Annotated in this window: 17 protein-coding genes and 1 pseudogene; 9 read left to right on the top strand and 9 right to left on the bottom strand. The window is 37.2% G+C overall.

All coding sequences use genetic code 11. The features are described from left to right. Positions 1-65: 65 nt before the first annotated feature. The gene (gene adhE / locus QV06_RS03080; RefSeq protein ID WP_065236899.1) at positions 66-2,681 is read left to right on the top strand and encodes a bifunctional acetaldehyde-CoA/alcohol dehydrogenase; all 2,616 of its coding nucleotides are present in this window, start codon (positions 66-68) and stop codon (positions 2,679-2,681) included. A gap of 100 nt (positions 2,682-2,781) precedes the next feature. Here the strand turns inward: adhE and phoR are convergent, their stop codons facing one another. The 8 genes from phoR to uvrD all read right to left on the bottom strand — a co-directional run bounded on the left by phoR (position 2,782) and on the right by uvrD (position 11,843). Then, positions 2,782-4,083, bottom strand: coding sequence for a phosphate regulon sensor histidine kinase PhoR (gene phoR, locus QV06_RS03075; protein ID WP_065236898.1), 1,302 nt, complete (start codon positions 4,081-4,083; stop codon positions 2,782-2,784). A gap of 3 nt (positions 4,084-4,086) precedes the next feature. Continuing rightward, positions 4,087-4,776 carry a phosphate regulon transcriptional regulator PhoB gene (gene phoB, locus QV06_RS03070; protein WP_065235169.1) on the bottom strand — a complete coding sequence of 230 codons (690 nt, stop codon included), beginning with the start codon at positions 4,774-4,776 and terminating at the stop codon, positions 4,087-4,089. A 58-nt stretch (positions 4,777-4,834) separates the two neighbouring features. Beyond that, entirely contained in the window at positions 4,835-5,611 is a 777-nt protein-coding gene (gene pstB, locus QV06_RS03065; protein WP_065236897.1) for a phosphate ABC transporter ATP-binding protein PstB, read from the bottom strand. Positions 5,612-5,617: 6 nt separating this feature from the next. Next, positions 5,618-6,475, bottom strand: a complete 858-nt coding sequence (pstA, locus tag QV06_RS03060; protein WP_065236896.1) for a phosphate ABC transporter permease PstA — start codon at positions 6,473-6,475, stop codon at positions 5,618-5,620. Then, positions 6,475-7,425, bottom strand: a complete 951-nt coding sequence (gene pstC, locus QV06_RS03055) for a phosphate ABC transporter permease subunit PstC (protein WP_065236895.1) — start codon at positions 7,423-7,425, stop codon at positions 6,475-6,477. Before pstC ends, pstA begins: the two co-directional genes overlap by 1 nt. A 72-nt stretch (positions 7,426-7,497) precedes the next feature. After that, on the bottom strand, positions 7,498-8,538 hold the full coding sequence (gene pstS, locus QV06_RS03050) for a phosphate ABC transporter substrate-binding protein PstS (protein WP_065236894.1): 1,041 nt from the start codon (positions 8,536-8,538) through the stop codon (positions 7,498-7,500). 161 nt (positions 8,539-8,699) lie between these two features. After that, positions 8,700-9,545, bottom strand: a complete 846-nt coding sequence (gene rpoH, locus QV06_RS03045; protein ID WP_065236893.1) for an RNA polymerase sigma factor RpoH — start codon at positions 9,543-9,545, stop codon at positions 8,700-8,702. A 129-nt stretch (positions 9,546-9,674) separates the two neighbouring features. After that, the gene (uvrD, locus tag QV06_RS03040) at positions 9,675-11,843 is read right to left on the bottom strand and encodes a DNA helicase II (RefSeq protein ID WP_065236892.1); all 2,169 of its coding nucleotides are present in this window, start codon (positions 11,841-11,843) and stop codon (positions 9,675-9,677) included. 180 nt (positions 11,844-12,023) lie between these two features. Here uvrD and QV06_RS03035 point away from each other — a divergent pair. From QV06_RS03035 to QV06_RS03025, 3 genes and pseudogenes are all read left to right on the top strand, one after another. Continuing rightward, positions 12,024-12,203, top strand: a pseudogene (locus QV06_RS03035) (shikimate 5-dehydrogenase); the annotation flags it as partial. A gap of 139 nt (positions 12,204-12,342) precedes the next feature. Next, a complete protein-coding gene (locus tag QV06_RS03030) occupies positions 12,343-13,305 on the top strand; it encodes an FAD:protein FMN transferase (protein WP_065236890.1) in 963 nt (320 codons plus the stop codon). A 277-nt stretch (positions 13,306-13,582) separates the two neighbouring features. Then, positions 13,583-18,763, top strand: a complete 5,181-nt coding sequence (locus tag QV06_RS03025) for an autotransporter outer membrane beta-barrel domain-containing protein (RefSeq protein ID WP_065236889.1) — start codon at positions 13,583-13,585, stop codon at positions 18,761-18,763. Positions 18,764-19,027: 264 nt separating this feature from the next. Here the strand turns inward: QV06_RS03025 and QV06_RS03020 are convergent, their stop codons facing one another. After that, a complete protein-coding gene (locus QV06_RS03020; protein WP_065236888.1) occupies positions 19,028-20,029 on the bottom strand; it encodes a LacI family DNA-binding transcriptional regulator in 1,002 nt (333 codons plus the stop codon). Positions 20,030-20,194: 165 nt separating this feature from the next. Here QV06_RS03020 and idnD point away from each other — a divergent pair, with 165 nt between their 5' ends. From idnD to QV06_RS02995, 5 genes are read left to right on the top strand one after another with little or no spacing between them, the layout of a single operon-like run. Continuing rightward, positions 20,195-21,217, top strand: coding sequence for an L-idonate 5-dehydrogenase (gene idnD, locus QV06_RS03015; protein ID WP_065236887.1), 1,023 nt, complete (start codon positions 20,195-20,197; stop codon positions 21,215-21,217). Between the two features lie 2 nt (positions 21,218-21,219). Continuing rightward, on the top strand, positions 21,220-21,984 hold the full coding sequence (idnO, locus tag QV06_RS03010; protein WP_065236886.1) for a gluconate 5-dehydrogenase: 765 nt from the start codon (positions 21,220-21,222) through the stop codon (positions 21,982-21,984). 26 nt (positions 21,985-22,010) lie between these two features. Beyond that, positions 22,011-23,024 carry a TRAP transporter substrate-binding protein gene (locus QV06_RS03005; protein ID WP_065236885.1) on the top strand — a complete coding sequence of 338 codons (1,014 nt, stop codon included), beginning with the start codon at positions 22,011-22,013 and terminating at the stop codon, positions 23,022-23,024. A 49-nt stretch (positions 23,025-23,073) separates the two neighbouring features. Beyond that, complete coding sequence (locus QV06_RS03000) at positions 23,074-23,616, top strand: TRAP transporter small permease subunit (RefSeq protein ID WP_065236884.1); 543 nt, start codon at positions 23,074-23,076, stop codon at positions 23,614-23,616. Then, the gene (locus tag QV06_RS02995) at positions 23,613-24,932 is read left to right on the top strand and encodes a TRAP transporter large permease (RefSeq protein ID WP_065236883.1); all 1,320 of its coding nucleotides are present in this window, start codon (positions 23,613-23,615) and stop codon (positions 24,930-24,932) included. Before QV06_RS03000 ends, QV06_RS02995 begins: the two co-directional genes overlap by 4 nt. Positions 24,933-24,938: the final 6 nt, after the last annotated feature.

The following is a 24,938-nucleotide window of genomic DNA, read 5'->3' as shown; positions in this document are numbered from 1 at the left end:
AAGGTAGCTTCAAAAAGATATAATTTTATCAGTTAAAATAATTTTTAATTTTTGGAGAAATCATTATGAATAAGACAACTGAAGTTGCTGTCAGTCCAGCTCAAGCAGAAGTGGATCAACTTGTTGCCAATGGTTTAGTGGCGTTAGAAGAATTTCGTCAATTAAATCAAGAACAGGTTGATTATATTGTGGCAAAAGCCTCTGTTGCTGCACTTGATCAACATGGTGTGTTAGCGATGCACGCTTATGAAGAAACAGGTCGTGGTGTATTTGAGGATAAAGCGACAAAAAACTTATTTGCGTGTGAGTATGTCGTCAATAATATGCGCCATTTAAAAACAGTTGGTGTAATTAAAGAAGATGATGTAACGGGTATTACTGAAATTGCAGATCCAGTGGGTGTAGTTTGTGGTATTACCCCAACCACTAACCCAACCTCGACCACTATCTTCAAATCATTAATTGCTTTAAAAACACGTAATCCAATTGTTTTTGCTTTCCACCCTTCAGCACAACAAAGTTCAGCGCACGCTGCTAGAGTTGTGTATGAAGCAGCAGTAAAAGCAGGCGCACCAACAAATTGTATCCAATGGATTGAACACCCATCAATGGAAGGCACCCAAGCATTAATGAAACACCCAGGAATTGCTACTATTTTGGCAACAGGGGGTAATGCGATGGTTGAAGCAGCTTATTCTTGTGGTAAACCAGCACTTGGTGTTGGAGCAGGTAACGTGCCAGCTTATGTAGAAAAAACTGCTAATTTAAAACAAGCAGTACACGATATCGTGATGTCAAAATCATTTGATAACGGTATGATTTGTGCCAGTGAACAAGCTGCGATTGTTGATAAAGAAATCTATGATGATTTCGTTAAAGAAATGCAATCTTATGGCGTGTATTTGGTGAATAAAAAAGAGAAAGCACTATTAGAAGAGTATATCTTTGGTGCGAAAGCAAATAGTACTAACTGCGCATCAGCAAAATTAAATGCAGCAGTAGTTGGTAAGCCAGCAGCTTGGATTGCAGAACAAGCCGGATTCAGTGTTCCAGCAAATACCAATATTCTTCTTGTAGAATGTAAAGAAGTTGGCGTAAAAGAGCCATTAACTCGTGAAAAACTCTCTCCAGTATTAGCGTTATTAAAAGCAGAAAGTGTCGAAGATGGTTTAAATAAATCAGAACAAATGGTGGAATTCCACGGTTTAGGACACTCAGCAGCAATTCATACTTCTGATGCAGAATTAGCGAAAACGTTTGGTGAACGTGTGAAAGCGATTCGTGTGGTATGGAATTCACCTTCAACATTTGGTGGTATTGGTGATGTTTATAACTCTTTCTTACCATCATTAACCTTAGGTTGTGGTTCATACGGTAAAAACTCCGTAGGTAACAACGTTAGTGCGGTGAATTTATTAAATATCAAACGAGTAGGCAGACGGAGAAATAATATGCAATGGTTCAAAGTGCCTTCAAAAATCTATTTTGAACGCGATTCAATCCAATATTTACAATCAATGAAAGGTGTTAAACGGGTTGTTATCGTTACAGACCGTGTGATGGTAGATTTAGGGTTTGTGGAGAAAATTGCGAACCAGCTTACTATGCGTGGTGATCATGTTACTTACCAACTTTTCGCTGATGTTGAGCCAGATCCAAGTATTGCAACTGTTCGCCGTGGGGTAGAGTTATTACGTAATTACCAACCAGATACCATCATTGCATTAGGTGGTGGTTCAGCGATGGATGCGGCTAAAGTAATGTGGTTATTCTATGAACAACCAGAAGTCGATTTCCGTGATTTAGTGCAAAAATTTATGGATATTCGTAAACGTGCGTTCAAATTCCCACAATTAGGCCGTAAAGCGAAATTCATTGGTATCCCAACAACTTCAGGTACAGGTTCAGAAGTTACACCATTTGCGGTAATTAGTGAGGGCGATAAAAAATACCCAATCGCAGATTACTCATTAACCCCAACAATTGCGATTGTGGATCCAGCATTAACGATGACTGTGCCAGCGCACGTTGCCGCAGACTCTGGTTATGATGTGTTAGTTCACGCAACAGAAGCTTATGTTTCTACGTTAGCGAATGACTTTACCGATGGTCTTGCATTACAAGCGATTAAATTGGTATTTGAATTCTTAGAACGCTCTGTGAAAAATGGCGCAAGCGATCCAGAAGCAAGAGAAAGAATGCACAATGCTTCAACCATTGCAGGTATGGCGTTTGCTAATGCATTCTTAGGTATGACTCACTCTTTAGCGCATAAAGTCGGTGGTCGTTTCCATACACCACACGGTAGAACCAATGCGATTTTAATGCCTTATGTTATTCGTTATAACGGTACTCGCCCAACTAAAACGGCGACATGGCCAAAATATAACTACTATAAGGCAGACGTTAAATATCAAGAAATCGCCCGTGTGCTTGGTTTACCTTGCTCAACGCCAGCAGAAGCCGTGGAAGCTTATGCGAATGCGTGTAAAGCATTAGGTGAACGTATTGGAATTAAGATGTCCTTCAAAGATCAAGGTATCAATGAACAAGAGTTTATGGATGCACGCCGTGATTTAGCGTTACTTGCCTTTGAAGATCAATGTTCACCAGCAAACCCACGTTTGCCAGTGGTTGAAGATATGATTGAGATCTTAACTAAAGCCTATTATGGTGAATAATAATAACTGATAAATACTCCCCATTGATCCCCGCGTAATGCGGGGATTTTTTATTATCACTAGTTTGGGAAATATTGAGAGTTTATTAGTGGAATTATGTTTAATCTTGATTAGTAACCAATAAATCAGATTTAATAATGAATGAAAACTCGCTGCCTTTACTAATTTCACTATTAATTTCTAATACGGTATGGTGCTGTTCTAGAGCGTGTTTAACAATTGCTAATCCTAAACCGCTGCCGCCTGTTTTGTTACTGCGAGATTCATCTACACGATAAAAACGTTCTGTTAAGTGAGCAAGATGTTGGGGTTCAATCCCGATTCCATTATCTTTCACACTAAAGCGAACGCCTTGCTTACAAGGGTGCAAACTAATTTCGATAGTTGCCTGATCGCCAGCGTGACGAAGCGCATTGTAGATCAGGTTAGATACCGCACTTTGTAATTGATGTTTATCTCCCATCATTTTAATGTCAGGCGTAACCGAGAAAATAATGTGCTGTTGAGCGTGGTTAATGATGTCGGTATTTTTTTGGAATGATAGCACCAGTTGAGAAAGATCGACTAACTCGTGTTCAGCATTATTAATATTTTCAATTTTAGCCAGTAGGCTTAATTGTTGTAATAAATTCGCCATTCGTTGGCTCTGTTCTTTCATGGCTTGAATGGCTTTTTGTTGTAGTTGAGGATTATCAAGATCGCCATCCAGCATTTCTAAATAGCCTTGTAGCACAGTTAATGGGGTGCGTAGTTCGTGATTCATATTAGATAGAAATGTTTGCCGTGAGTGCATTAAGCGGATAAATGAAGTTACATCACGGGCGACAATCAGATAAGATTCACTGTCATAACTATTCAGGTTAAATTCGATATAGCGTTTATTATGGGTGAGTAATACCAAAGGACGATTACGCTTGCTTAAACGTGGCTGACGGAAATAGTGTTTAAATTCTGGATAGAAAATGACTTTAAAAATATTTTTCTCATTCTTTTTATCCCAGACGAATTCAAACATCTCTTGAGCCATCTGATTGCACCAAGAAATATCGCCGTTATGCTCGCAAATAATAATGGCATCAGGCAGATATTGGATATTTTTATTTAATTTGGAGAGTAAGCGTAATGTTTTTACCTTTTCTCGGCGTGAAGTCTGATTGTAGTAAGCTGCTGTACGCGAAATATGTTCTATTGTGGTGAGGGCTTTTAGCTGTTTAGTAGGCTTATTCGGATTTAATAATTCTAATAGACGATATTCATTGTAATGGTGCCAAATCAGTAACAGAACGAGGAAAACTAATAACCAAAATAGGAAATTTTCAGAAAAGAGGCTAAATAAAAATGCGGCTAGACTAACTAATATAATTTCAATAATAAGATGTTTAAGCGAAATATTTAGCTTCATAGCTTAATCCTGAAAGTGGTTTGAAAAACGATAACCAAAACCGCGCACCGTTTGTAGGTAACGATCGCATTGATAAGGTTCTAAACTACGGCGTAAACGGCGAATATAAGAATCTACGGTACGATCTTCAACGTAAATATCATTTCCCCAAATAAAATCGAGGAGCTGTTCCCGAGAATAGACTTTTTCAGGGTGCGTCATAAAGAAATGTAATAATCGATATTCAGTGGCACTCAGTTCAACTAAGTGATTATCTACAGTTACTCGTTGTGATTGCTCATCCAGTAACAGATTATCCATACTAACTAAGTGGCTTGGTGGATCATAACTACGCCGCCACAAGGCTTCGATACGTGCTAGCAGGATCTTTGGCGAGAAAGGTTTGGTAATGTAGTCATCTGCACCAGCATTTAAACACGTAATACAATCTTCTTCGGCACTACGTGCGGTAAGCATAATAATTGGAATCTTGGCGGTTTCTTCTTGCTTCTTGAGATAATCAATAAACATAATGCCCGGGCGACCGGGCAACATCCAATCTAATAAGATTAATTCTGGTTTTTCTGCCATTTTATTTACGGCACTTTGGTAGTCTTCTGCCTCAATCACTTCATATTGTTGTTTGAGTAAATACAGTGCAATCATTTCACGGATTGCACGTTCATCTTCCACGACTAAAATTTTTCCAGCCATATTTTTCTCTTAAGATCAAAAGGTTAGATGATTATGTTGTGTCTAAAATGCTGTAAAACTAACCCATTTTACCTTTAATGTAATCTTCTGTCCGTTGATATTTCGGTTTATCGAAGATTTTCTGCGTTTCATCAAACTCAACTAATTCACCCAGATACATATAAGCGGTGTAATCTGAACAACGTGCTGCTTGTTGCATATTATGGGTAACAATCGCAACGGTATAATCGTGTTTTAGCTCGGTAATGAGTTCCTCAATTTTCATGGTAGAAATAGGGTCAAGCGCAGAACAAGGCTCATCAAGTAGTAATACTTCTGGTTTTACTGCAATGCCACGTGCAATACAAAGGCGTTGTTGTTGTCCGCCAGATAAGCTATCGCCACTTTGATTTAATTTATCTTTTACTTCATTCCAGAGCGCCGCTTTGGTCAATGCCCATTCAACACGATCATTTAATTCTGATTTTGGCAATTTTTCAAAAAGGCGAATTCCAAAGGCAACGTTATCATAAATCGACATTGGGAAAGGCGTTGGTTTTTGGAAAACCATACCGATTTTAGAACGGATAATCGCAATATCAATATCAGACGTGAGGAGATTTTCATTATCGAGATTAATTTCCCCCGTTGCATATTGTTTTGGATATAGCTCAAACATACGGTTAAATGTTCGCAATAATGTTGATTTGCCACAACCAGAAGGGCCGATAAATGCGGTGACTTTATTTTTGGCAATTTGCATATTGATATTTTTTAGTGCGTGGAAATCGCCATAGTAGAAATTAAGGTTATTGATAGTGAGCTTTGCTTCAATATGATTTGGTAATCGGTTCATTGGTTATTATCCTTGTTTATTATGTTTCTTTGAGCAGGTACGCGTAATGATATTTAATGACAAGACGAACAATGTAATTAAGGTTGCGCCAGCCCAAGCCAAATTGTTCCAATCTTCAAATGGGCTTGCCGCATATTGGTAAATTACGACAGGTAAGTTTGCCATTGGGGCATTCATATCAAATGAGGTAAATTGATTCGACAATGCGGTAAAGAGTAGCGGTGCAGTTTCACCTGAAATACGTGCAACCGAGAGGAGAACGCCAGTTAAAATTCCTGAACGTGCAGCACGATAACACACCATAGTAATTACTCGCCATTGCGGGCAGCCAAGCGCCGCTGCTGCTTCTCGTAAGTTATTCGGCACTAAATTCAGCATACTGTCTGTGGTTCTTACTACTACGGGAATCACTAACATCGCTAAGGCAAATGATCCTGCCCAACCAGAGAAATGTTTTACATGTGATACATAAATGGCATAGATAAATAGACCAATAATGATCGAAGGTGCGGATAATAAAATATCATTTAAAAAGCGCGTAATTTTCGCTAAACGGGTGTAACGACCATATTCGCTGAGATAGGTCCCCGCGAGGATCCCAACGGGGGTCGCAATAAAAGTAGCAACAGCCACCATTAAAATAGAACCAATTAAGGCATTAATTAAACCACCTGATTCATTCGGTGCAGGTGTTGGTTTTAGGAACAGTTCTAATGATAAAGCAGGAATCCCTTTTAGCACTAAGGTAGCGAGAATCCAGATCAGCCAAAATAAACCAAACACAACCGCTAAATAAGCTAAACCTAACATAAATTGGTTTTTGGTTTTACGCCAATAGAAACGTTGATTTTGATGTTGTTTCATTATTTTCTGCCCTCGTGTTTTGCCATTCGCATTACTAACAAACGAGCGGCAGCTAAAACTAAGGTGGTGATGAGGAATAAAATTAAGCCTAATTCCATTAACGCTGACTTCTGTAATCCCCCAGCTTCATTAAATTCATTAGCGATTGCAGAGGCGATAGAGGTCGAAGGTGCAAAAATAGAGTCTGGGAGTTGGAAAGCGTTACCAATGACAAAGGTAACTGCCATGGTCTCACCTAACGCACGGCCAAGCCCAAGCATAATACTGCCGATTACCCCACTTTTGGTGTAAGGTAAAACCACTTTCCATACCACTTCCCATGTTGTTGAGCCTAGACCATAAGCGGATTCTTTTAACATGGGTGGTACGACGCTAAATACATCACGCATTACAGAAGCAATAAAAGGAATAATCATAATGCCGAGCACTAAACCAGCAGTGAACAAACCAATACCGAATGGTGCACCTGTAAACAGTAATCCTACTAGTGGAATATCACCTAAACATTCAATTAAGTAAGGTTGTATGTATTCTTGGAATAACGGTACAAATACGAATAATCCCCACATGCCATAAATAATTGAGGGAATTGCAGCAAGCATTTCGACCGCAGTTCCGATAGGACGTTTTAGCCATTCAGGGGAGAGTTCAGTTAAGAAAGTTGCAATACCGAACGAGATTGGGACGGCAATGAAAAGCGCAATGCCAGCAGAAATTAATGTACCGATAATCGGTACTAACGCACCATATTTTTCTTGTACGGGATCCCAATCGTTAGTCCATAGAAATGCTAGATTGAATTGACTGATAGAGTCCCAGCTTCCCACAATTAAAGAAATCAGGATGGCACTTAATACAGCAAATACAAATAAAGCAAAAAAGCGAGTTGTATGTTTAAAAGCCTTTTCCATCCAAGCGTGATTAAGACATTTATTATCTATTTTATGCATCGTATTGATCTCGATGTAGTAAAGACTGTGAGCTATCCTAGTTCACAGTCTTAGATTTGAATCTATACTGAATTAGTAAAGTGATTTTCCTTGTGAATCTTTCACATCCGAACTCCAGCGTGCTTTGATTTGTGTAACAACACTGTCTGGAAGAGGAACATAATCAAGTTCTAAAGCCGCATCTTTACCGTTTTTAAATGCCCAATCGAAGAACTTAAACACATTTTTGGTATTTTCTGCATTCACTGCATTTTTATGTAATAGGATGAAACTTGCTGCGGTAATTGGCCAAGATTGATCGCCCGGTTCGTTAGTTAGAACAACGCCCATACCTGGTGCACTATCCCAATCTGCATTTGCTGCGGCAGCCATAAAGCTATCACGAGAAGGTTGTACAAATTTGCCTGCTGCATTTTGTAATGATACCCACGCTAATTGGTTTTGTTTTGCATACGCGTATTCCACATAACCGATAGAGTATTTTAATTGTTTCACGTAAGCAGCAACGCCTTCGTTACCTTTACCACCTTGTCCGACAGGCCATTTTACTGATTTACCTTGTCCTACTTTTTCTTTCCATTCTGGTGACACTTTAGATAAGTAATTTGTCCAACCGAATGTTGTACCAGAACCGTCAGAACGGCGCACAACGAGAATATTTTTCTCTGGTAGTTTTTTACCTTCGTTTAATGTGGCAATGGCAGGGTCATTCCATTTAGTAATTTTGCCTAGGAAAATATCCGCAATAACCACACCAGAGAGTTTCAATTCGCCAGCTTTCACTTCAGGAATATTCACCACAGGCACGGTACCACCGATGATGGCTGGGAATTGTAGTAATTGATGTTCGTTTAATGCTTCTGGTTTCATTGGGTCATCTGAAGCACCAAAATCAATGGTTTTTGCAATAATTTGTTGTTGTCCACCACCTGAGCCGATAGATTGGTAATTAACTTTGTTGCCAGTTTCTTTTTCGTATAAGCCAGCCCATTTTGCATAAATTGGATAAGGAAAAGACGCACCTGCACCAGTAATTTCAGCTGCATTGGCTTGAGAGAGGATAGGTAATGAAACTGCTAAAACAGCGAGTTGTTTAAGCACTTTAGATAGCATATTTTTCTCCTGATTGAGTGAATTAACTTTCTACGCTGAGCAGTTTAAACAGCAAATATGACAGAATGATGACAAGAGAAAAATTTTGTAGAAAAAAATAACCTCACATCGTTAAGTAACAAATGCGAGGTTATCAGGGGGTTAGCTTTAGTGGATTTTGCTTAGAAAGTTACTGCATTTCTTAATTTTTTCAATGCGTTATTTTCTAGCTGTCTAATTCGTTCTGCGGAAACACCATAGTGATCAGCTAACTCTTGTAAGGTCGCTTTATTTTCATCTAACCAACGAGTTTGAATAATATGGCGACTTCTATCGTCTAGCTGCTCTAATGCTTCACTTAATTGTTCTGTTGCTTGGCTTTCAAAGTTTTCTTCTTCTAGGTCCGCAGCAAAGTTAGAACCTTTATCTTCTAGATAAAGTGCTGGCGCATAAGTTTCTTCAGTATCATCAGTAGGCAAATCATAAGCCATATCAATACCGCTCATACGAGATTCCATCTCTTGTACATCTTCAGCAGAGACACCTAACTCATTCGCGACCATATCTACTTCGTTCGCATTAAACCAACCTAAACGTTGTTTTGTTTTACGTAGATTAAAGAAGAGTTTGCGTTGTGCTTTGGTTGTTGCAACTTTCACAATACGCCAGTTACGTAAAACATATTCATGAATTTCAGCTTTAATCCAATGGACAGCAAATGAAACAAGACGCACACCAACTTCAGGATTAAAACGTTTTACCGCTTTCATTAAACCAATATTACCTTCTTGGATTAAGTCTGCTTGGGGTAAACCGTAACCTGAATAGCCACGTGCGATATGAATTACAAAACGTAAGTGAGATAAAACTAATTTTTTAGCTGCATCAACATCTTGATGGTAATACAAACGTTCTGCAAGCTCCTTTTCTTCTTCTACGGTCAGCATCGGATATTCGTTTGCTGCGCGGATATAAGCTTCTAAACTACCTTGTGGAACAAGCATCATGCTTTGCATTTCTTTTGTCATTATTACCTTCTTAATTAAAAAATTCGTTACAGTTATAACACAGTTACTATTTAATGTAAAAAACCGTATTTCTGGAACGGGTGCTTGGACATATTATAATGCAAAAAGTTTCATATGGATCGCAAAAGATCACAATTTTTCTAAGTTGGCGAGTTTAGCGATCAGCCATTTAACGCCTTGATTTTGGAATGCAATTTGTAGGCGAACATTTTGATCGCTTCCTTCTACATTGATCACCGTACCATAACCAAACTTAGCGTGTTTTACTTTTTGACCCAACTTCCAATCTTGATTTGCTAATAAAGGTTTTGTTGAACCAATGGCTTCGCGATTGATTGCTCTTGTTACTGTACCACGTAAACGAATTTCTTGAATATTTTCTTTAGGTAACTCATTGATAAAACGAGAAACAATACGTTTTTCTTCTTGAGAATAAATACGGCGTTGTTCAGCATAACAGAGGGTTAATTTTTTCTTTGCACGGGTGATGCCAACATAAGCTAGACGGCGTTCTTCTTCTAATCCGCCGATTTCATTAGCTGATACACCACTTGGAAACAGCCCTTCTTCCATACCAACAATAAAGACGCGATCAAACTCTAAGCCTTTTGATGAATGTAAAGTCATTAAATCAATACAGGCTTGATGCGGTGCAGCTTGTCCTTCACCTGCTTCAAGAGAGGCGTGAGTAAGAAATGCCAGTAAATCACTCATCTCTTCTGCTTCATCAGGTTTTTGGAAATCTCTAGTTGCGAACACTAACTCTTCTAAGTTTTCTAAACGAACTTCACCCTTTTCGCCTTTTTCATTCTTATACATCTCATGTAAGCCAGAATGTTTAATCACAAATTCTGTTTGTTCTGCCAATGGCATCTGTTCCGTATCAGAGGTTAAGGCATTAATTAATTCAATAAAACGCAACAGTGCGGACGAGGCGCGACCTTGTACTAATTTCTCTTCGATAGCTAAATGGGCTGCCTGCCAAAGAGTAATCGTATTTTGACGTGCGATTTGGCGTAGTATTTCGACGGTACGATCACCAATTCCTCGTGTTGGGGTATTGATAACGCGTTCAAATGCCACATCATCTTGTCGATTGGCAATTAAACGTAGGTATCCTAATGCATCTTTAATTTCTTGGCGTTCAAAAAAGCGTAAACCACCATAAATTCGATAAGGTAAACCTGCTTGTAAGAGAGCCTCTTCCAACACCCGAGATTGACGGTTACTGCGATATAAAATGGCACATTGATCGTAACTGCCACCCTCATCAACCCATTGTTTAATTTGGGATGTAACAAAACGAGCTTCATCTAATTCATTAAAGGCTTGATAAATGCCAACTGGCTCACCTTTATTTCCCTCAGTCCATAGATTTTTACCTAAGCGCCCCTCGTTATTTGCAATTAGTACGTTAGCTGATTGCAAAATATTTTCAGTTGAGCGGTAGTTTTGTTCTAAGCGGATAGTTTGGGCCTGATAATCTGCTAGGAAACGATGAATATTTTCAATTTGTGCACCACGCCAACCATAGATAGATTGATCATCATCGCCAACAATCATTACTTTACCGGTTTTTCCTGCTAATAACTTCACCCACGCATATTGGATATTATTGGTATCTTGGAATTCATCGACCAAAATATGTTGGAAACGTTGTTGATAACGTTGCAAAATCAAAGGTTTTTTCAACCATAATTCATAAGTACGTAGTAATAATTCGGCAAAATCGACCAGTCCTGCACGATCACACGCATCTTGGTAAATTTTATAAATTTCTACCCATTTATGGGATTCTGTGTCTTTAGCTTCAATTTGTTCTGGTCGGAGACCTAAGTCTTTTTTGTTATTGATAAACCAACACGCCTGTTTTGGTGGGTATAAACCTTCATCAATACTATAAGATTTAATTAAGCGTTTAATTAAACGTAATTGATCTTCAGAATCAAGGATTTGGAAATCTTGTGGTAAACCCGCATCGAGGGCATGACGGCGTAATAAGCGGTGTGCTAGGCTATGGAATGTGCCTACCCACATACCAAAGGGAGGTTGTAATTGATCCTTTAATAACGATTCAATACGATGCCGCATTTCTGCAGCGGCTTTATTGGTAAAGGTTACCGCCATAATTGAGTTTTGGCTTACGTTTTCTACACCGATTAACCAAGCAATACGATAAGTCAAAACACGTGTTTTTCCGCTTCCTGCCCCAGCAAGCACTAAATAATTGCCTAAGGGTGCAGCCACAGCCTCACGCTGACGATCATTTAAACCATCTAATATTTCTGAAAAATCCATGAAAAAATCCTTGTGATTCGCGTATTTATTGGTGTTTTGTCGAATTATAGCATTAATAAGCAGTAAATCTGGTGAAGTGCTGGATAAATAATCATATTAGTAAAGCGAGTAGTGTTAAAATTTTTATCCTAAAATAATAGCATGCGTATTTAGGTATAAACGAGAAATAAGGATAATCAGATGATTAATAAAGATACAACATTGTGTATTTCTTTGGCAGGACGACCAGGTAATTTTGGTACACGTTTTCATAACTATTTGTACCAAAAATTAGGTTTAAATTTTATTTATAAGGCATTTACCACCCAAGATATAGAACATGCAGTCAAAGGCGTACGTGCTTTAGGTATTCGTGGTTGTGAAAAATAAAAATCATTAATTTATTAGGAGTAGAATAACCAATTAGTCATTTTTTATATGTTTATTTTTAGAAACTTCATTTTTCTTTTAATTATTGTTTATAATGAGAATTATTATTAATTGTTAGTTAAGGAAAAATATGTTCTCATTATCTGGTGAAACAATGGCATCTGTTTGGAATATTAAAATAGCAGAAACTGTTTCTAAATCTGAACAAGAAAGGATTGAGAAAGAAGTTAAGCGAGTCTTACATCAGGTAAACCAGCAAATGTCTCCATTCCTTCCTTATTCAGAAATTTCTCAATTTAATACGAATACTAGTACGGCACCAATACGAATTAGCCCAGAAATGAGGTTGGTTGTAGATAAGGCGCTTACAATTTGCCAAGAAACGCAAGGAATTTATGATATTACTGTTGCTCCACTTGTTAATATCTGGGGATTTGGTGCATTAGATGTGGATAAACATCCTAGTTCAGAGCAAGTCGCCATTGCGTTAAAAAAAGTTAACTATCAGGCTTTGTGTTTAGGTGACGATGGATTGAGTAAGCAACGAGCCGATATCCATATTGATTTATGTTCTATTGCAAAAGGATATGCTGTAGATAGGCTTGCAGAGATTTTGGAAAATCAAGGGTTTAAAAATTATTTAGTTGAAATTGGGGGCGAACTACGATTATCTGGAAATCGTTATGGTAAAGCTTGGGTAGTAGGTGTGGAACGTCCACAATGGGGTGGTGGTGTTTATGAACAAATTCTTACATTTAAAGATGTAAATAAAGGAATTGCGACTTCTGGAAATTACCGTAATTATTTTAAAGATCGAGGAAATATTGCCGCCCATGAAATTAATGTAAAAACTGGGTATAGCAGTAATTCTAGTATTTTATCTGTTACTGTGATCGCTGATAATTGTATGACTGCGGATGGATATGCAACAGCTTTATTTCTGTTGGGAGAGAAGGCTTTTGAGTTTGCAGACAATCATAAAATTGCTGCATTATTTATAGTATCATCACCAACCTCTGCTCAATCTTATAAACTTCAATGTAGCCGTTATTTTTTAGATACTATTCAACAAGAATCACTTAACTCTTATTAAATCTTTTTATATAGAATAGATAATAATTTATTTTGTTAATGATATTAATTATCATTTTCTTTTGATGGGTTGTATGTTACCATTTTATTACTAAACTGTATGATAACTCTTTGTAAGTAATTTTGCGGGTAACAGTTTCTTTTCATTGGTGTAAATCTATAACTCAATATGTATTAGTGTTTCTATCTGTTGCTAGCAGTATTTTCAAAAATCTCTTTTTCTTATCATCTTTTTAGTTTGTCTTTTTCTCATTATTCTTTATTTTTAAGGCACTGATATGAAGAAATTCCAATTCCCTATGAAAACAACTGCATTAGTTGTACTAACTGCTTTGAGCCAACAAGTTTCAGCACATAAAGTTTATAATGAAAATGATCTATATATTCAGGATAGAGATGTACCTCATGCTTTAGTTAAAGATTATGTAACAATAACAACATTAGCTGAGGTAACGGATCCTAGTCATGAATATAGTGGCTTATTCGTTGGAGTACATAATCGTACAGGTAATCCAGTAAGGGTTAACTGGTATGGCGATATGGATGGACTCACAGCACAAAAAGGAGTTATTAATGATGGGCGAATTTATGGGCGATTATTTATTAATGCATTAAAGTCTGACGATAAATATACATACGAATCAACGGAGTTAAAAGATTATCGCAGTAGTATCGCTCCAGATGGTCAGGCCAACGGTATCGATGCTTACGGCTGGGTGCCAGTAAGTAATGAAAATGATATGACATTTGCTTTGGATAAAATTGAGAATAATGGTGTTACATCAGGATTTGCTCAACTTCAAACAGGTGCTGGCACACATCGTAGCTTAGTTGTAGTAAATGCTTCTGCGAATGGCATTTCGCTTTATGGTGCAGGAGATTTTGGTAAGTATATTATTGGGGCAGATGGCAGTGAAGTGGCTGTTGATGCAGGTACAGGTGGTTCTCGTAGTGCACGTTCAGTGCGTTCAGCTCTTGAAGAGAGTAATGTTAGTAGTATTGGTGAAATTCCCGCCTCTTTAAGCTCTGATGATAAAAATTTCTATGGTAAAAATATCCGTATTGCTCTAGATAAGTTGGAAAATAGCGGTCTTATTCAAGGTAAAGTAGTAGCACAAGGAAAAGAAGTGCTAGACATCAGTCATGATGAGGCACAAGATTATACAATGACCAATTGGGCATCGGGTAATGGGGTTTCTTTACGCACACATCTAATTACACAAGATAGACGTACATATTCTTATGAGAAAATTAATGAAGCGAAGTTAGGCAACGTCAATAATAATGTAGGCGGTAGAATAGTCGGGGATGCCTTATTGCGTTCAGTTGATGTGAAAAATGATGGCTCGACTAACTATACACGATCTTATGATACTGGAAACGGCATTAGTGTTGCAGCACGTACGCTAAGATTTGCAAAAGATCAAACTTTTGCAGAGATTGGTAATGTGAATAATCAAGGGAATATTAAAGGGCATTTGGTTCAAATCTCTGGAGATAATCAGTCTCGTGCGTTACATAATTATTCGCAATCACAAGCCTATAACGCAGGGAATGGTATTGGTTTATCTTTAGAGGCAACACAAAATATTTTAGGGACATCAGATGAATACGGAATAAGAGAAGCTGGAGTCCGCCTTTCTATGGGAAATATAGATAATAAAGGTAGAATTGATGGCTTTGCTGATTTAAAGGCGGGCAGTGGTTATGGTGTGATTAATGTTGAAGCTATGGGGGTTGGCAATGGTATTTCAGTTTCTCTAAAAGCAGGCTCATCTCAAGACTATATAGCTAGTGTAGGAAATATTAATAATGATGGTGTGATTTCTGGATACTTAAAAGCTCAAGCTGGCATGGGTGGTGGTGGAAAAACAGGAGAGGTTTTAGCTAACAAAAACCTGCCTTTGGAAGAGGTTAAGCTAATTCTTACGAATAATTCAAACTGGAATCAAAATTATCGAGTAAATCAGGCTCCACCAGCACCCGAAGAGGCAGTAAGTTGTATTCGATATGGAAGAACTAAACATAGTAATTGCATACAGATTAACGCCATCTCAGACATTAAAGGTAGTGGTAATGGCGTATCTATTTATACGGAACGAGCTAGTAACGAGCTGACTTTAGGTAACGTGAATAATCGTGGGGTAATGAGTGGATATAGCGAAATGTACCATGGGTTCTCGGATGGTGAATATAGACGAGTAGATTTTTTAGGAACAGGGGTAGGTTTATTTGTTGATCAACCCCTATCTTCTAATATTAATAACCAAGGGATTATTTCGGGTAATCATGCTGCGTTGCTTGCCAAAGGTTCTATTAGTGATGCTTACAGCACAAGTGAACCTAGTTATCAGTCTGCATTTACAGGTACGATTAATAACTATGGGTTAATGGCAGGTCAGCTCATTGCAGGAAATTATAATGGTGAACGTACGGATGCTGATGCAAAGCATCAGACTTACTTATATTTCAATGCAGATAAAGATCCTGTTAATAATCTGGGAACATATGTTTATTTAGGAAAACGTGCGGTGATGAGTCAGCGTGTAGAGAGTGCTAATATAGCTTCGGCTCGAAATGACTTTATGAACCCAACAAGTTCGGCTACGTTGGGTGGCTTAGCAAGTGATATTGCAATGCTAAATAATCACTACAAGACAAATAATGGGGTTTTATCTACATATAAAACTTACGCAGTTGAGGATATTAAGAAAATTGAAAAAGCCTATGGTAGTGTGAGTAATTCATTAACTGATGATCAGCGTATTGATTTATATTTCAAATTAAATGAAGCTCTTACTGATACTAAGACAGCGGATACTTTTAAGTTAAGTTATGAAGATCAATGGCTTCCTAAAGCGAAATGGCGTGATGAAGATAATAGAACTGAGATTCTAGCTCAGAAAAATAAGCTAAAAAACCGACAGGAAGCTCTTACAGCGGTTATTAAGTCATTAAGTGATGATAGTGGCTTTAAAGTTATTTATAACCAGTATCTTGCATTTTATAATGAGCAAATTAAGCAACTTAATGAAAAACTGATTAAGTTAAACGACCATCTTAAGGATGTGTACCATGTTGATAAGCCTGTCGTTGTGGCAGAAAATGGCGTTGTTGAATTACCTAATGCTAGTTCTTCTACTGATGCTTTAGTTTCTGTGCCATATGGTGTACTTGATCGTATTGAATCAGCCTCAGATAGTACGCAAACGATTGGTGGGGTAGAGTACAAGATTATCAATGCACCTATTAGTGGTCGAGACAGTAGCTATACTGCAGTGGATAATACGATTGATCGCACTATTATCAATGGTGTAGGGGTAGCGAATGGAGCGTTAGTTGCCAATAAGGATTTGACGCTTACTAATAGTATTGTCAATGGCTTTGTGACTGCCTTAAATATTCAAGGTAATACGGTTGTTAGGTTAGAAAATACCATCCTTAATGCGAATGGCTTTGCCGTCAAAGTACTTAAAGATGATGGTAGCGTGGAAACCAGAAAACCACATGCTGTATTAGGGGATGATGCAAATAATGTGCTTTACATCGGACGAAATTCTATCATTAATGGTGATATTGATTTAAAAGCGGGTAATGACAAGGTAGTTATAGCAGACGAAACCGTACGCATCAATGTAACTGACCATACCTTAGATTTAGGTGAGGGTAATGGGGATGAGTTAGTGCTAGGGGAGAACGTCACTGCCTCAACAGCGTTACCAATTGTGGTTGACTATACAGTGGCAGGTGTAGAAAGACTACGAGTTAATCAACCTAGCTATATCATGGCAAATAGCATGAATCTTCCTGATGATATTGAGTTACATAATAAATTGGTTTATCAAGCCACAACTAATGCAGCAACATCTTTACATCCCGATGGTACTACGCCTCCAGAAATCAGTTTATCAGGTAAAACCCTCAAGATAGGTATTCGTTCACAAGAAGATTATGGACGTTTAGAAGTGGAAGACGCTAGTTTGAATGTGGAAGGAGCTAAGTTGATAATTGATTCCTCTTTACTGGATAAAGCAACAGTAGAAAATGAGAATTGGGTTATCAATGATGTGGTTGGTGTCAAACGGACAATTTACCAATGTGGAGATGATGCTTTCACTAACCAAAATTGTGATGGTTTCGAACGGGATACTGGGATTAAGGATAGCTTTGCTTTAAAAGGTAAATTTGCTTCTATCATAGATAATAGTGCGATTTTCTCTATGGAAGAATATCATGCTGGGCGTGATAAGGCGGGTAATCTGGTTGCTCTTGATGATGATAATGCAACAAGTATTGCACTAAATTTACGTGTAAAACAGAAGCAGAAAGTAGCTGATATTGCTAGTGATATTCCTAATGCAGAAGCAATAGATATTGTTATTGATAAAGCAGTAAAAGGCAAAGGCGATGAAACTGCAATGGAGTTAGCTAGAGACTTCGGGCAGTTACAAAGTGATGAACAGGTAAGGGCTGCTGCCAATGAGGTTACTTCTGTGATTAATAGTGCAACAGGTGGAATAATTACAGGTGCCAGTCGTTTCTTGATGTCGAATGTCGTATCGGGTGTAACAGGCATTATTAATCCACCAGTGACAACAGCGTCATTAAATACTTGGGTACCACAAGATAATTACCGAGATCATCTTGTATGGGGCAAGTTTATCAGTAATTGGGATAGACACTCTGCAAATAAAGGGATTGCAGGCTACAAAACAGATAATCAAGGTTTTATTCTAGGAGGTAACAAACGTGTTACTAAGGATTTAAATATAGGCGTTGTCTTAGGCTATGTAAAAACTAAGTCACATTCAACAGGTTCAATTCAGCAACAATCTCTTTCTGCAGAAACTTGGCAAGGTGGTATCTATAGTGACTGGTTCTTTATGCTGAATGTTGCATTAGAAACTCAATTTGGCTATGGACATAGCACGATTAGTACTAAGCGAGATCAAACTATACTGAATAAAGTTGTAAGTGCGAAATTCGGAGCGAATCTAGGTTATGCAACCGCAGGTATTCGTTATTATCAAGGGAATGATGACTATTTAATCACCCCATTCTTACGAGCTAACTATGTATGGGCGAAGACCAATGCTTATCAAGAAACAGGGGCTTCAACACGTTTAAATATTAAAGCGAATACGGATCAATCTCTAACATTACAAAGTGGTGTTGATGCTGAAATGATTGTAGGTGAACGTTGGAAAATAGGTGGTACTTTTGCGGCTGAAGTTGAAATGTTAAAAATTAAACAATCTACGACAGCCTCTTTTGTAGCATCACCAACCGATACTTTTGTTATACAAGGTTTGGATAAGCAACGGGTGCAAGGGATTGCAGGAATTCGTACAGAATATACAATTACACCATTTAGTGCAGTAACATTACGTTATAACACGACTTTTGGTAAAAAGTATTTAGGGCAACAATTAGATCTTAACTTCCGATTTACTTTCTAATTCTTATCTCTTTAGTATTAAGGATAGTAAAACTAACCCTTTAAACAGTTGATAAAGGTCTAGACAAAAAGCTAGACCTTTAATCTTTAGAGAATATCCAAAGATTAAATTATTTATCCTGCTTTATCCACCTTAGTGTGATCTAAGGTGGATAAAGGCTATTTTGTTTGTAAGATTGATTTAAGATATAGATTTTTCATTTATTCGAGAATTGGTTGTTCCTATTTATTGGACTAATAATGATTGTTCCTAATAATCAACAAATTAAGCACTTTGACGACGCATAAATTTAAACGGTAATTCGATTGTTTGATGTTCTGGTGTTTGTCCAGATAAAAATTGGATCAAAGTTTGTGCACCTAATTTACCAATTTCAAAACGAGGTGTGGAAATTGTGGTTAAACTTGGGTTAAGAACTTTTGCAAAATCAAGATCATTAAAGCCAACAATATCTAAATCTTTGCCAACTTTAATTCCTCGGCGCGAACATTCCATAATGGCACCTGCCGCAATATCATCATTAACAAAGAAAATTGCATCGGTGTCTGGCCATTGATAAAGAATTTCAATTAATGCTTCAGCACCACTCACAAAAGAGGTTCTCTCTTTTAAGGTGAAGTGGCGATCAAGTGAAAGTTGATAATGGGCTAAAACATCTTCCCACGCCATTTTCCTTAATAACGCCCGACTATCTAACCAAGAAGAACAGAGTGCGATATGTTTACGTTGTTTTTCTTCAATTAAAAATTTAATGAGATATTCTGCTGCGACATATTGGTTAATACCAATATTGGCTAAAAAATTGGGATTTTCATAAATATTCATTAACTCCACAGCAGGAATATTAGCCATCTGTAATAGATCTTTGGTTTTTTGCGTATGAAAAGTTTCAGTCAAAATAAACCCATCAACATTTTGTTGTAGATATTTCTCAATAATGCGTTGCTCTTCAAGGGGAGTATAAGAAAAATCACTGATTAATAAGTTGTAATTGTATTGATCACAAATCTCTTTTACGCCATCAATCACTTCTTTAAATACATCATTACTAAAAGAAGGAATTAATAACACAATGGAATTGGTGGAAGAAGAGGCTAAGGATTTGGCAATGCTATTAGGAATATAGTTCATTTTCCTGCACATTCTTTCAATTTTTTCTCGCATTTCTGTGGATACGAGAGAAGGGTTATTCATTGCCCTAGAAACAGTAGATTTATTGATACCCAAAGCTTTCGCAATATCATCAATAGTAGTGCGTTTTCTCATATAAAAATAGTGTCATGTAAAAGAGATCATAATCGCTCGTATTCTATCTGAATTTATTCTTTTTTTGAAATTGATCACAATTTGAACAAATTATGATTGAAAGTTAAATTTAAAAACACTACGTTAATGCAAGCGGTTGCATTAAATTATAAAGAGGGGTAAAAAATGACGCAACATCTTCAATCAAAATGTATAAAAGTGTCTGGTGCACATCAAATTCAGGTTACTACAACAGAGATAAAACCTATATATAACAATGATATTATTGTGAAAATTGTACGTGGCGGTATCTGTGGTTCAGATATCCATTATTATAATCATGGTGGAATTGGTAATTTCAGTTTACAGCACCCAATGATTCTAGGACATGAAGTTGTTGGTATTTTATCTAAAAATAAACAAACGGTTGCAATTAATCCAAGTAAGCCATGTTTACAATGTAAGTACTGTTTAAGTGGTAAATCAAATCAATGTCTAAATATGCGTTTTTTTGGTAGTGCAATGCTAAATCCTCATGTGGATGGTGGTTTTTCTGAGTATGTAGTAGTGAGAGATGATCAAGTTATTCCATATAACAATGAAATACCAAGCAAAGTAATGGTTTTTGCAGAACCTTTAGCGGTTGCAATTCATGCTGTTAATCAAGCGGGATCGCTTGTAGGTAAAAGAGTATTAGTTTCAGGAGCAGGCCCTATCGGCTCTTTAGTTGTTGCGGCTTGTAAACAAGCTGGCGCGATTGAAATTGTCTCTTCTGATATTCAAGAATCTTGCCGTGAAAGTGCAATAAAAATGGGGGCAACCTCAGCGATTAATCCGTTAGATAATCATGACGAATATTTTGCAGATAAAGGTTATTTTGATGTGAGCTTTGAAGCTTCAGGGGCAATAAGTGCAATTAATTTTGCCATTGATGCAACAAAAGCAACAGGAACGATTATACAAATTGGTATGGCAAAAGGCGATGCACCAATCCCAGTAACTAAGTTTTTAGCGAAAGAATTGACTTATCGCGGAGCTTTCCGGTTTACCAACGAATTTGAGGTGGCTGTACGTTGGTTAGAGCAAGGTTTAATCAATCCATTACCACTGTTATCTCACGAATTTTCATATAAAGATGCAGAAGAAGCATTACAAACAGCAGGGGATAAAAGTAAAGCGATTAAAGTGCAATTAACATTCGGGGAATAATTATGAAAGATCTTTTTGATTTAAAAGGAAAAAGAGCATTAATCACAGGATCAACAAGAGGGATTGGATTTTTATTGGCAACAGGCTTAGCGGAGTATGGTGCAGAAATTATTATTAATGGAACAAATGCGGAACGGGCAATAGCAGCGGCAAATACCTTAAAGGAAAAAGGCTTTAAAGCTCATGCAGTACCTTTTGATGTAACGAATAAAGCAGAAATTGAAAAGAGTATTGCAATGATAGAGCAGCAAATTGGTCCTATTGATATTTTAATTAACAATGCTGGAATCCAACGCCGTCACCCAATTCTAGAATTCCCTGAACAAGATTGGGATAGTGTGATTAACACTAACCAAAAAGCCGTGTTCTTAATGATTCAAGCGGTAGGGAAATATATGGTTGAGCGTAAAGCTGGGAAGATTATCAATATTGGCTCGATGCAGAGTGAATTAGGTCGAGATACGATTACACCGTATGCAGCATCTAAAGGTGCAGTAAAAATGATTACACGGGGCGCGTGTGTCGAACTAGCGCGTTACAACATCCAAGTAAATGGTATTGCTCCTGGTTATTTTAAGACTGAAATGACAACAGCATTAGTCGAAAACCAGCAATTTACTCAATGGTTATGCCAAAGAACACCTGCTAATCGTTGGGGGGATCCTGATGAATTAATTGGTGCAGCGGTATTTCTTTCTTCAAAAGCCTCTGATTTTGTCAATGGCCATCTGTTGTTTGTTGATGGTGGTATGTTAGCGGCTGTCTAAACAACTACTATTTTAAGGAGTGTATTATGAACCTCAAAAAATCTTTATTATTTATCTCATTAGCAAGCATGATGTCATTTGCTGTATCAGCAGCTGAAATCAATTTGAAGTTTGAAAGCTCAAATTTTGCTGGAGAAAAGGTATATGAAATCCAGAAACAGTGGACGGATAATATCGAAAAAGCTTCTAATGGTAGAATTAGTATTGAGTTATTACCATTAGACTCTGTATTGAAAACCAGTGATATGTTGTCAGGAGTTCGTAATAAAATTATTGATGGTGCTGTAGCGACAGCAGCAATGTATGCGGGTACAGATCCTGGATTTGGGCTTATCGGGGATACTATTTCTGCATGGAATAGTGATGAAGATATTTTAAGTTTCTATTATAACGGTGGTGGTTTTGAGGTCGTAGATGGTATTTTCCAAAAATATGGTGCGAAATTAATCGGTGTATCTGTTACTGGGGCAGAATCTTTACCATCAAAAGTTAAAATTTCTAATGTTTCTGAGTTTAAAGGAGTGAAAATTCGTGCTCCATCAGGCCCAATTCAAAAACTTTTTGCAAAATTGGGGGCTGCACCAGTCGGTTTACCTGGTTCAGAAATTTATACCAGTTTAGAAAAAGGGATTATTGATGCTGCTGATTTCTCAACTTTTGCCAATAACCAGGCTCAAGGTGTTCATGATATTGCTAAGTATCCTATTTATCCAGGAATTCACTCTTCACCAGCAGTACATATGATAATGAATTTAAAAACTTGGCAATCTTTATCTCCAGCAGATCAAGAGTTCTTAATTTCTTATTTTAAAGGAATGGCACTAGATACTTTAATTAAAGCTCATTACGAAGATAAATTAGCGTATAAAGAAGCAATTGGAAAAGGTGTTCAGCCAGTTGCATGGAGTCCAGAAGAAACAGCAAAAGTGCGTGCTGCTGCAAAAGAAATTTGGCAAGAAATTGCACAACAATCTGAAATCGGTAATCAGTATTATCAAGCCTTATTAAAATTCCTTACATCTCAAGGAATGATGCAGTAACCCATCACAATGGGCAAGATATATAGTCTTGCCCATTAAGGAGTTGGACATGTCTTTTTCTCAATCTTTATTACATCTCTCAGATCGGTTAGATCAGCTATTTATTAAAATAGGTTATTATGTTTCTTATATTTTCTTATTTATTGTAGCTATTGGATTTTATGAGGTTCTTGCGCGTTATATCTTTTCTAGCCCAACAATTTGGGTTCATGAATTAACAACGTTTTTAGTTAGCCTTTCATTGTTATATGGTGGAGTAGCTTGTTATGCGAGTAATAAACATATTGCGATGACATTTATTCGCCAACAATTTTCTCCAAAAGTACGATGGGCTTTAGGATTATTAGTGGAGATATTGGTTTTTATCTTCTTTATCTTATTAAGTTATGGTTCATATCTTTCAGCGATGGAAGCATTATTTACTCCAATGGGAACATTTAAAATGCAAACATCAGGGACTGTTTTAGATACGCCATTCCCCGCAATTGAAAAAACATTCTTCTTTATTTCTTGCTTAATGGTTCTATTTCTTTCTGTATTACATATTTTTCGTCATATTTGCACCAAAAATGATCAGGAGGTGGTATCATGATTAGTTCTCTTGGTATTGGTGTGGGAACACTCATTATTTTTTTGATGATGCTTTCTTTACTGTTTGTTGGTATGCCATTAGGTTTTTTAACAGGATTAATCGCATTAGTTATTTCTTATCTTTGGTTTGATACAGCCTCTATTATGCAAATGGTGGCAGCCAGGGTTACAGACTTCACCTCTTCTTATACTTTTGTTGCAGTACCAATGTTTGTATTAATGGCGACATTATTGGATAGAACAGGAATTGCTAGGGATCTTTATAATGCAATGCGTATTATTGGCGGACGTTTAAAAGGTGGAATTGCGATTCAATCTATGTTTGTTGCCGTATTACTAGCAACAATGTCAGGCATTATAGGCGGTGAGACAGTTTTGCTAGGTATGTTAGCTTTACCGCAAATGTTACGTTTGGGATATAATAAGAATTTGGCGATTGGTACAGTTGTTGCTGGTGGGGCATTGGGGACTATGGTACCGCCGAGTATTGTATTAATTATTTATGGTATGACAGCAAATGTTTCTATTGGTGGTTTATTCCTTGCTGCAGTTCCAGCATCAATTTTATTATCAGTACTTTATATCCTCTATATTTTGATTCTTTGTTATTTAAAACCAAATTATGGTCCTGCAATGGCAACAGAGGAAAGACAAACACTTACAAAAGAAGATATTAAAAAGATTATCCATGATATTGCGATTCCGGTGGCGATTGCAACCTGGATTTTAGGTAGTATTTATGGTGGTATTGCTTCTATTACAGAATCTGCTTGTATTGGTGTTGTTGGCGTTATTTTAGCTGCTTTTTATCGTAGAGAATTAAATTTCAAAATTATTCAAGAATCGCTTAAACATACAATTAATACTGTGGGAATGATTATTTGGGTAGGTATTGGTGCAACGATGATTATTGGCATCTATAATTTGATGGGGGGCGATCGTTTTATTACTCAATTATTCTCAAGTTTAAATGCACCTCCAATTTATACCATCATTATTATGATGATTATTCTACTTATTTTAGGAATGTTTTTGGATTGGATTGGTGTTGCTATGTTGACAATGCCTATTTTTGTACCAATTATTACAGCGCTTGGTTATGACCCTATTTGGTTTGGTGTATTATTCTGTGTAAATATGCAAGTTTCTTTCCTTAGTCCTCCATTTGGACCAGCTGCATTTTATTTAAAAAGTGTGGCTCCGGAAGGGATTGAATTAACAGATATTTTTAAATCTGTATGGCCATTTATTGGATTACAAATTTTAGTATTAGTAATCTTACTTGTTTTTCCTGAACTAACTTCTTTATTACTTTAAAACAAA

The organism is Gallibacterium genomosp. 3 (genome assembly GCF_001678475.1).
Classification (GTDB): domain Bacteria; phylum Pseudomonadota; class Gammaproteobacteria; order Enterobacterales; family Pasteurellaceae; genus Gallibacterium; species Gallibacterium faecale.
This window is presented reverse-complemented; position numbering and strand designations above follow the sequence as displayed.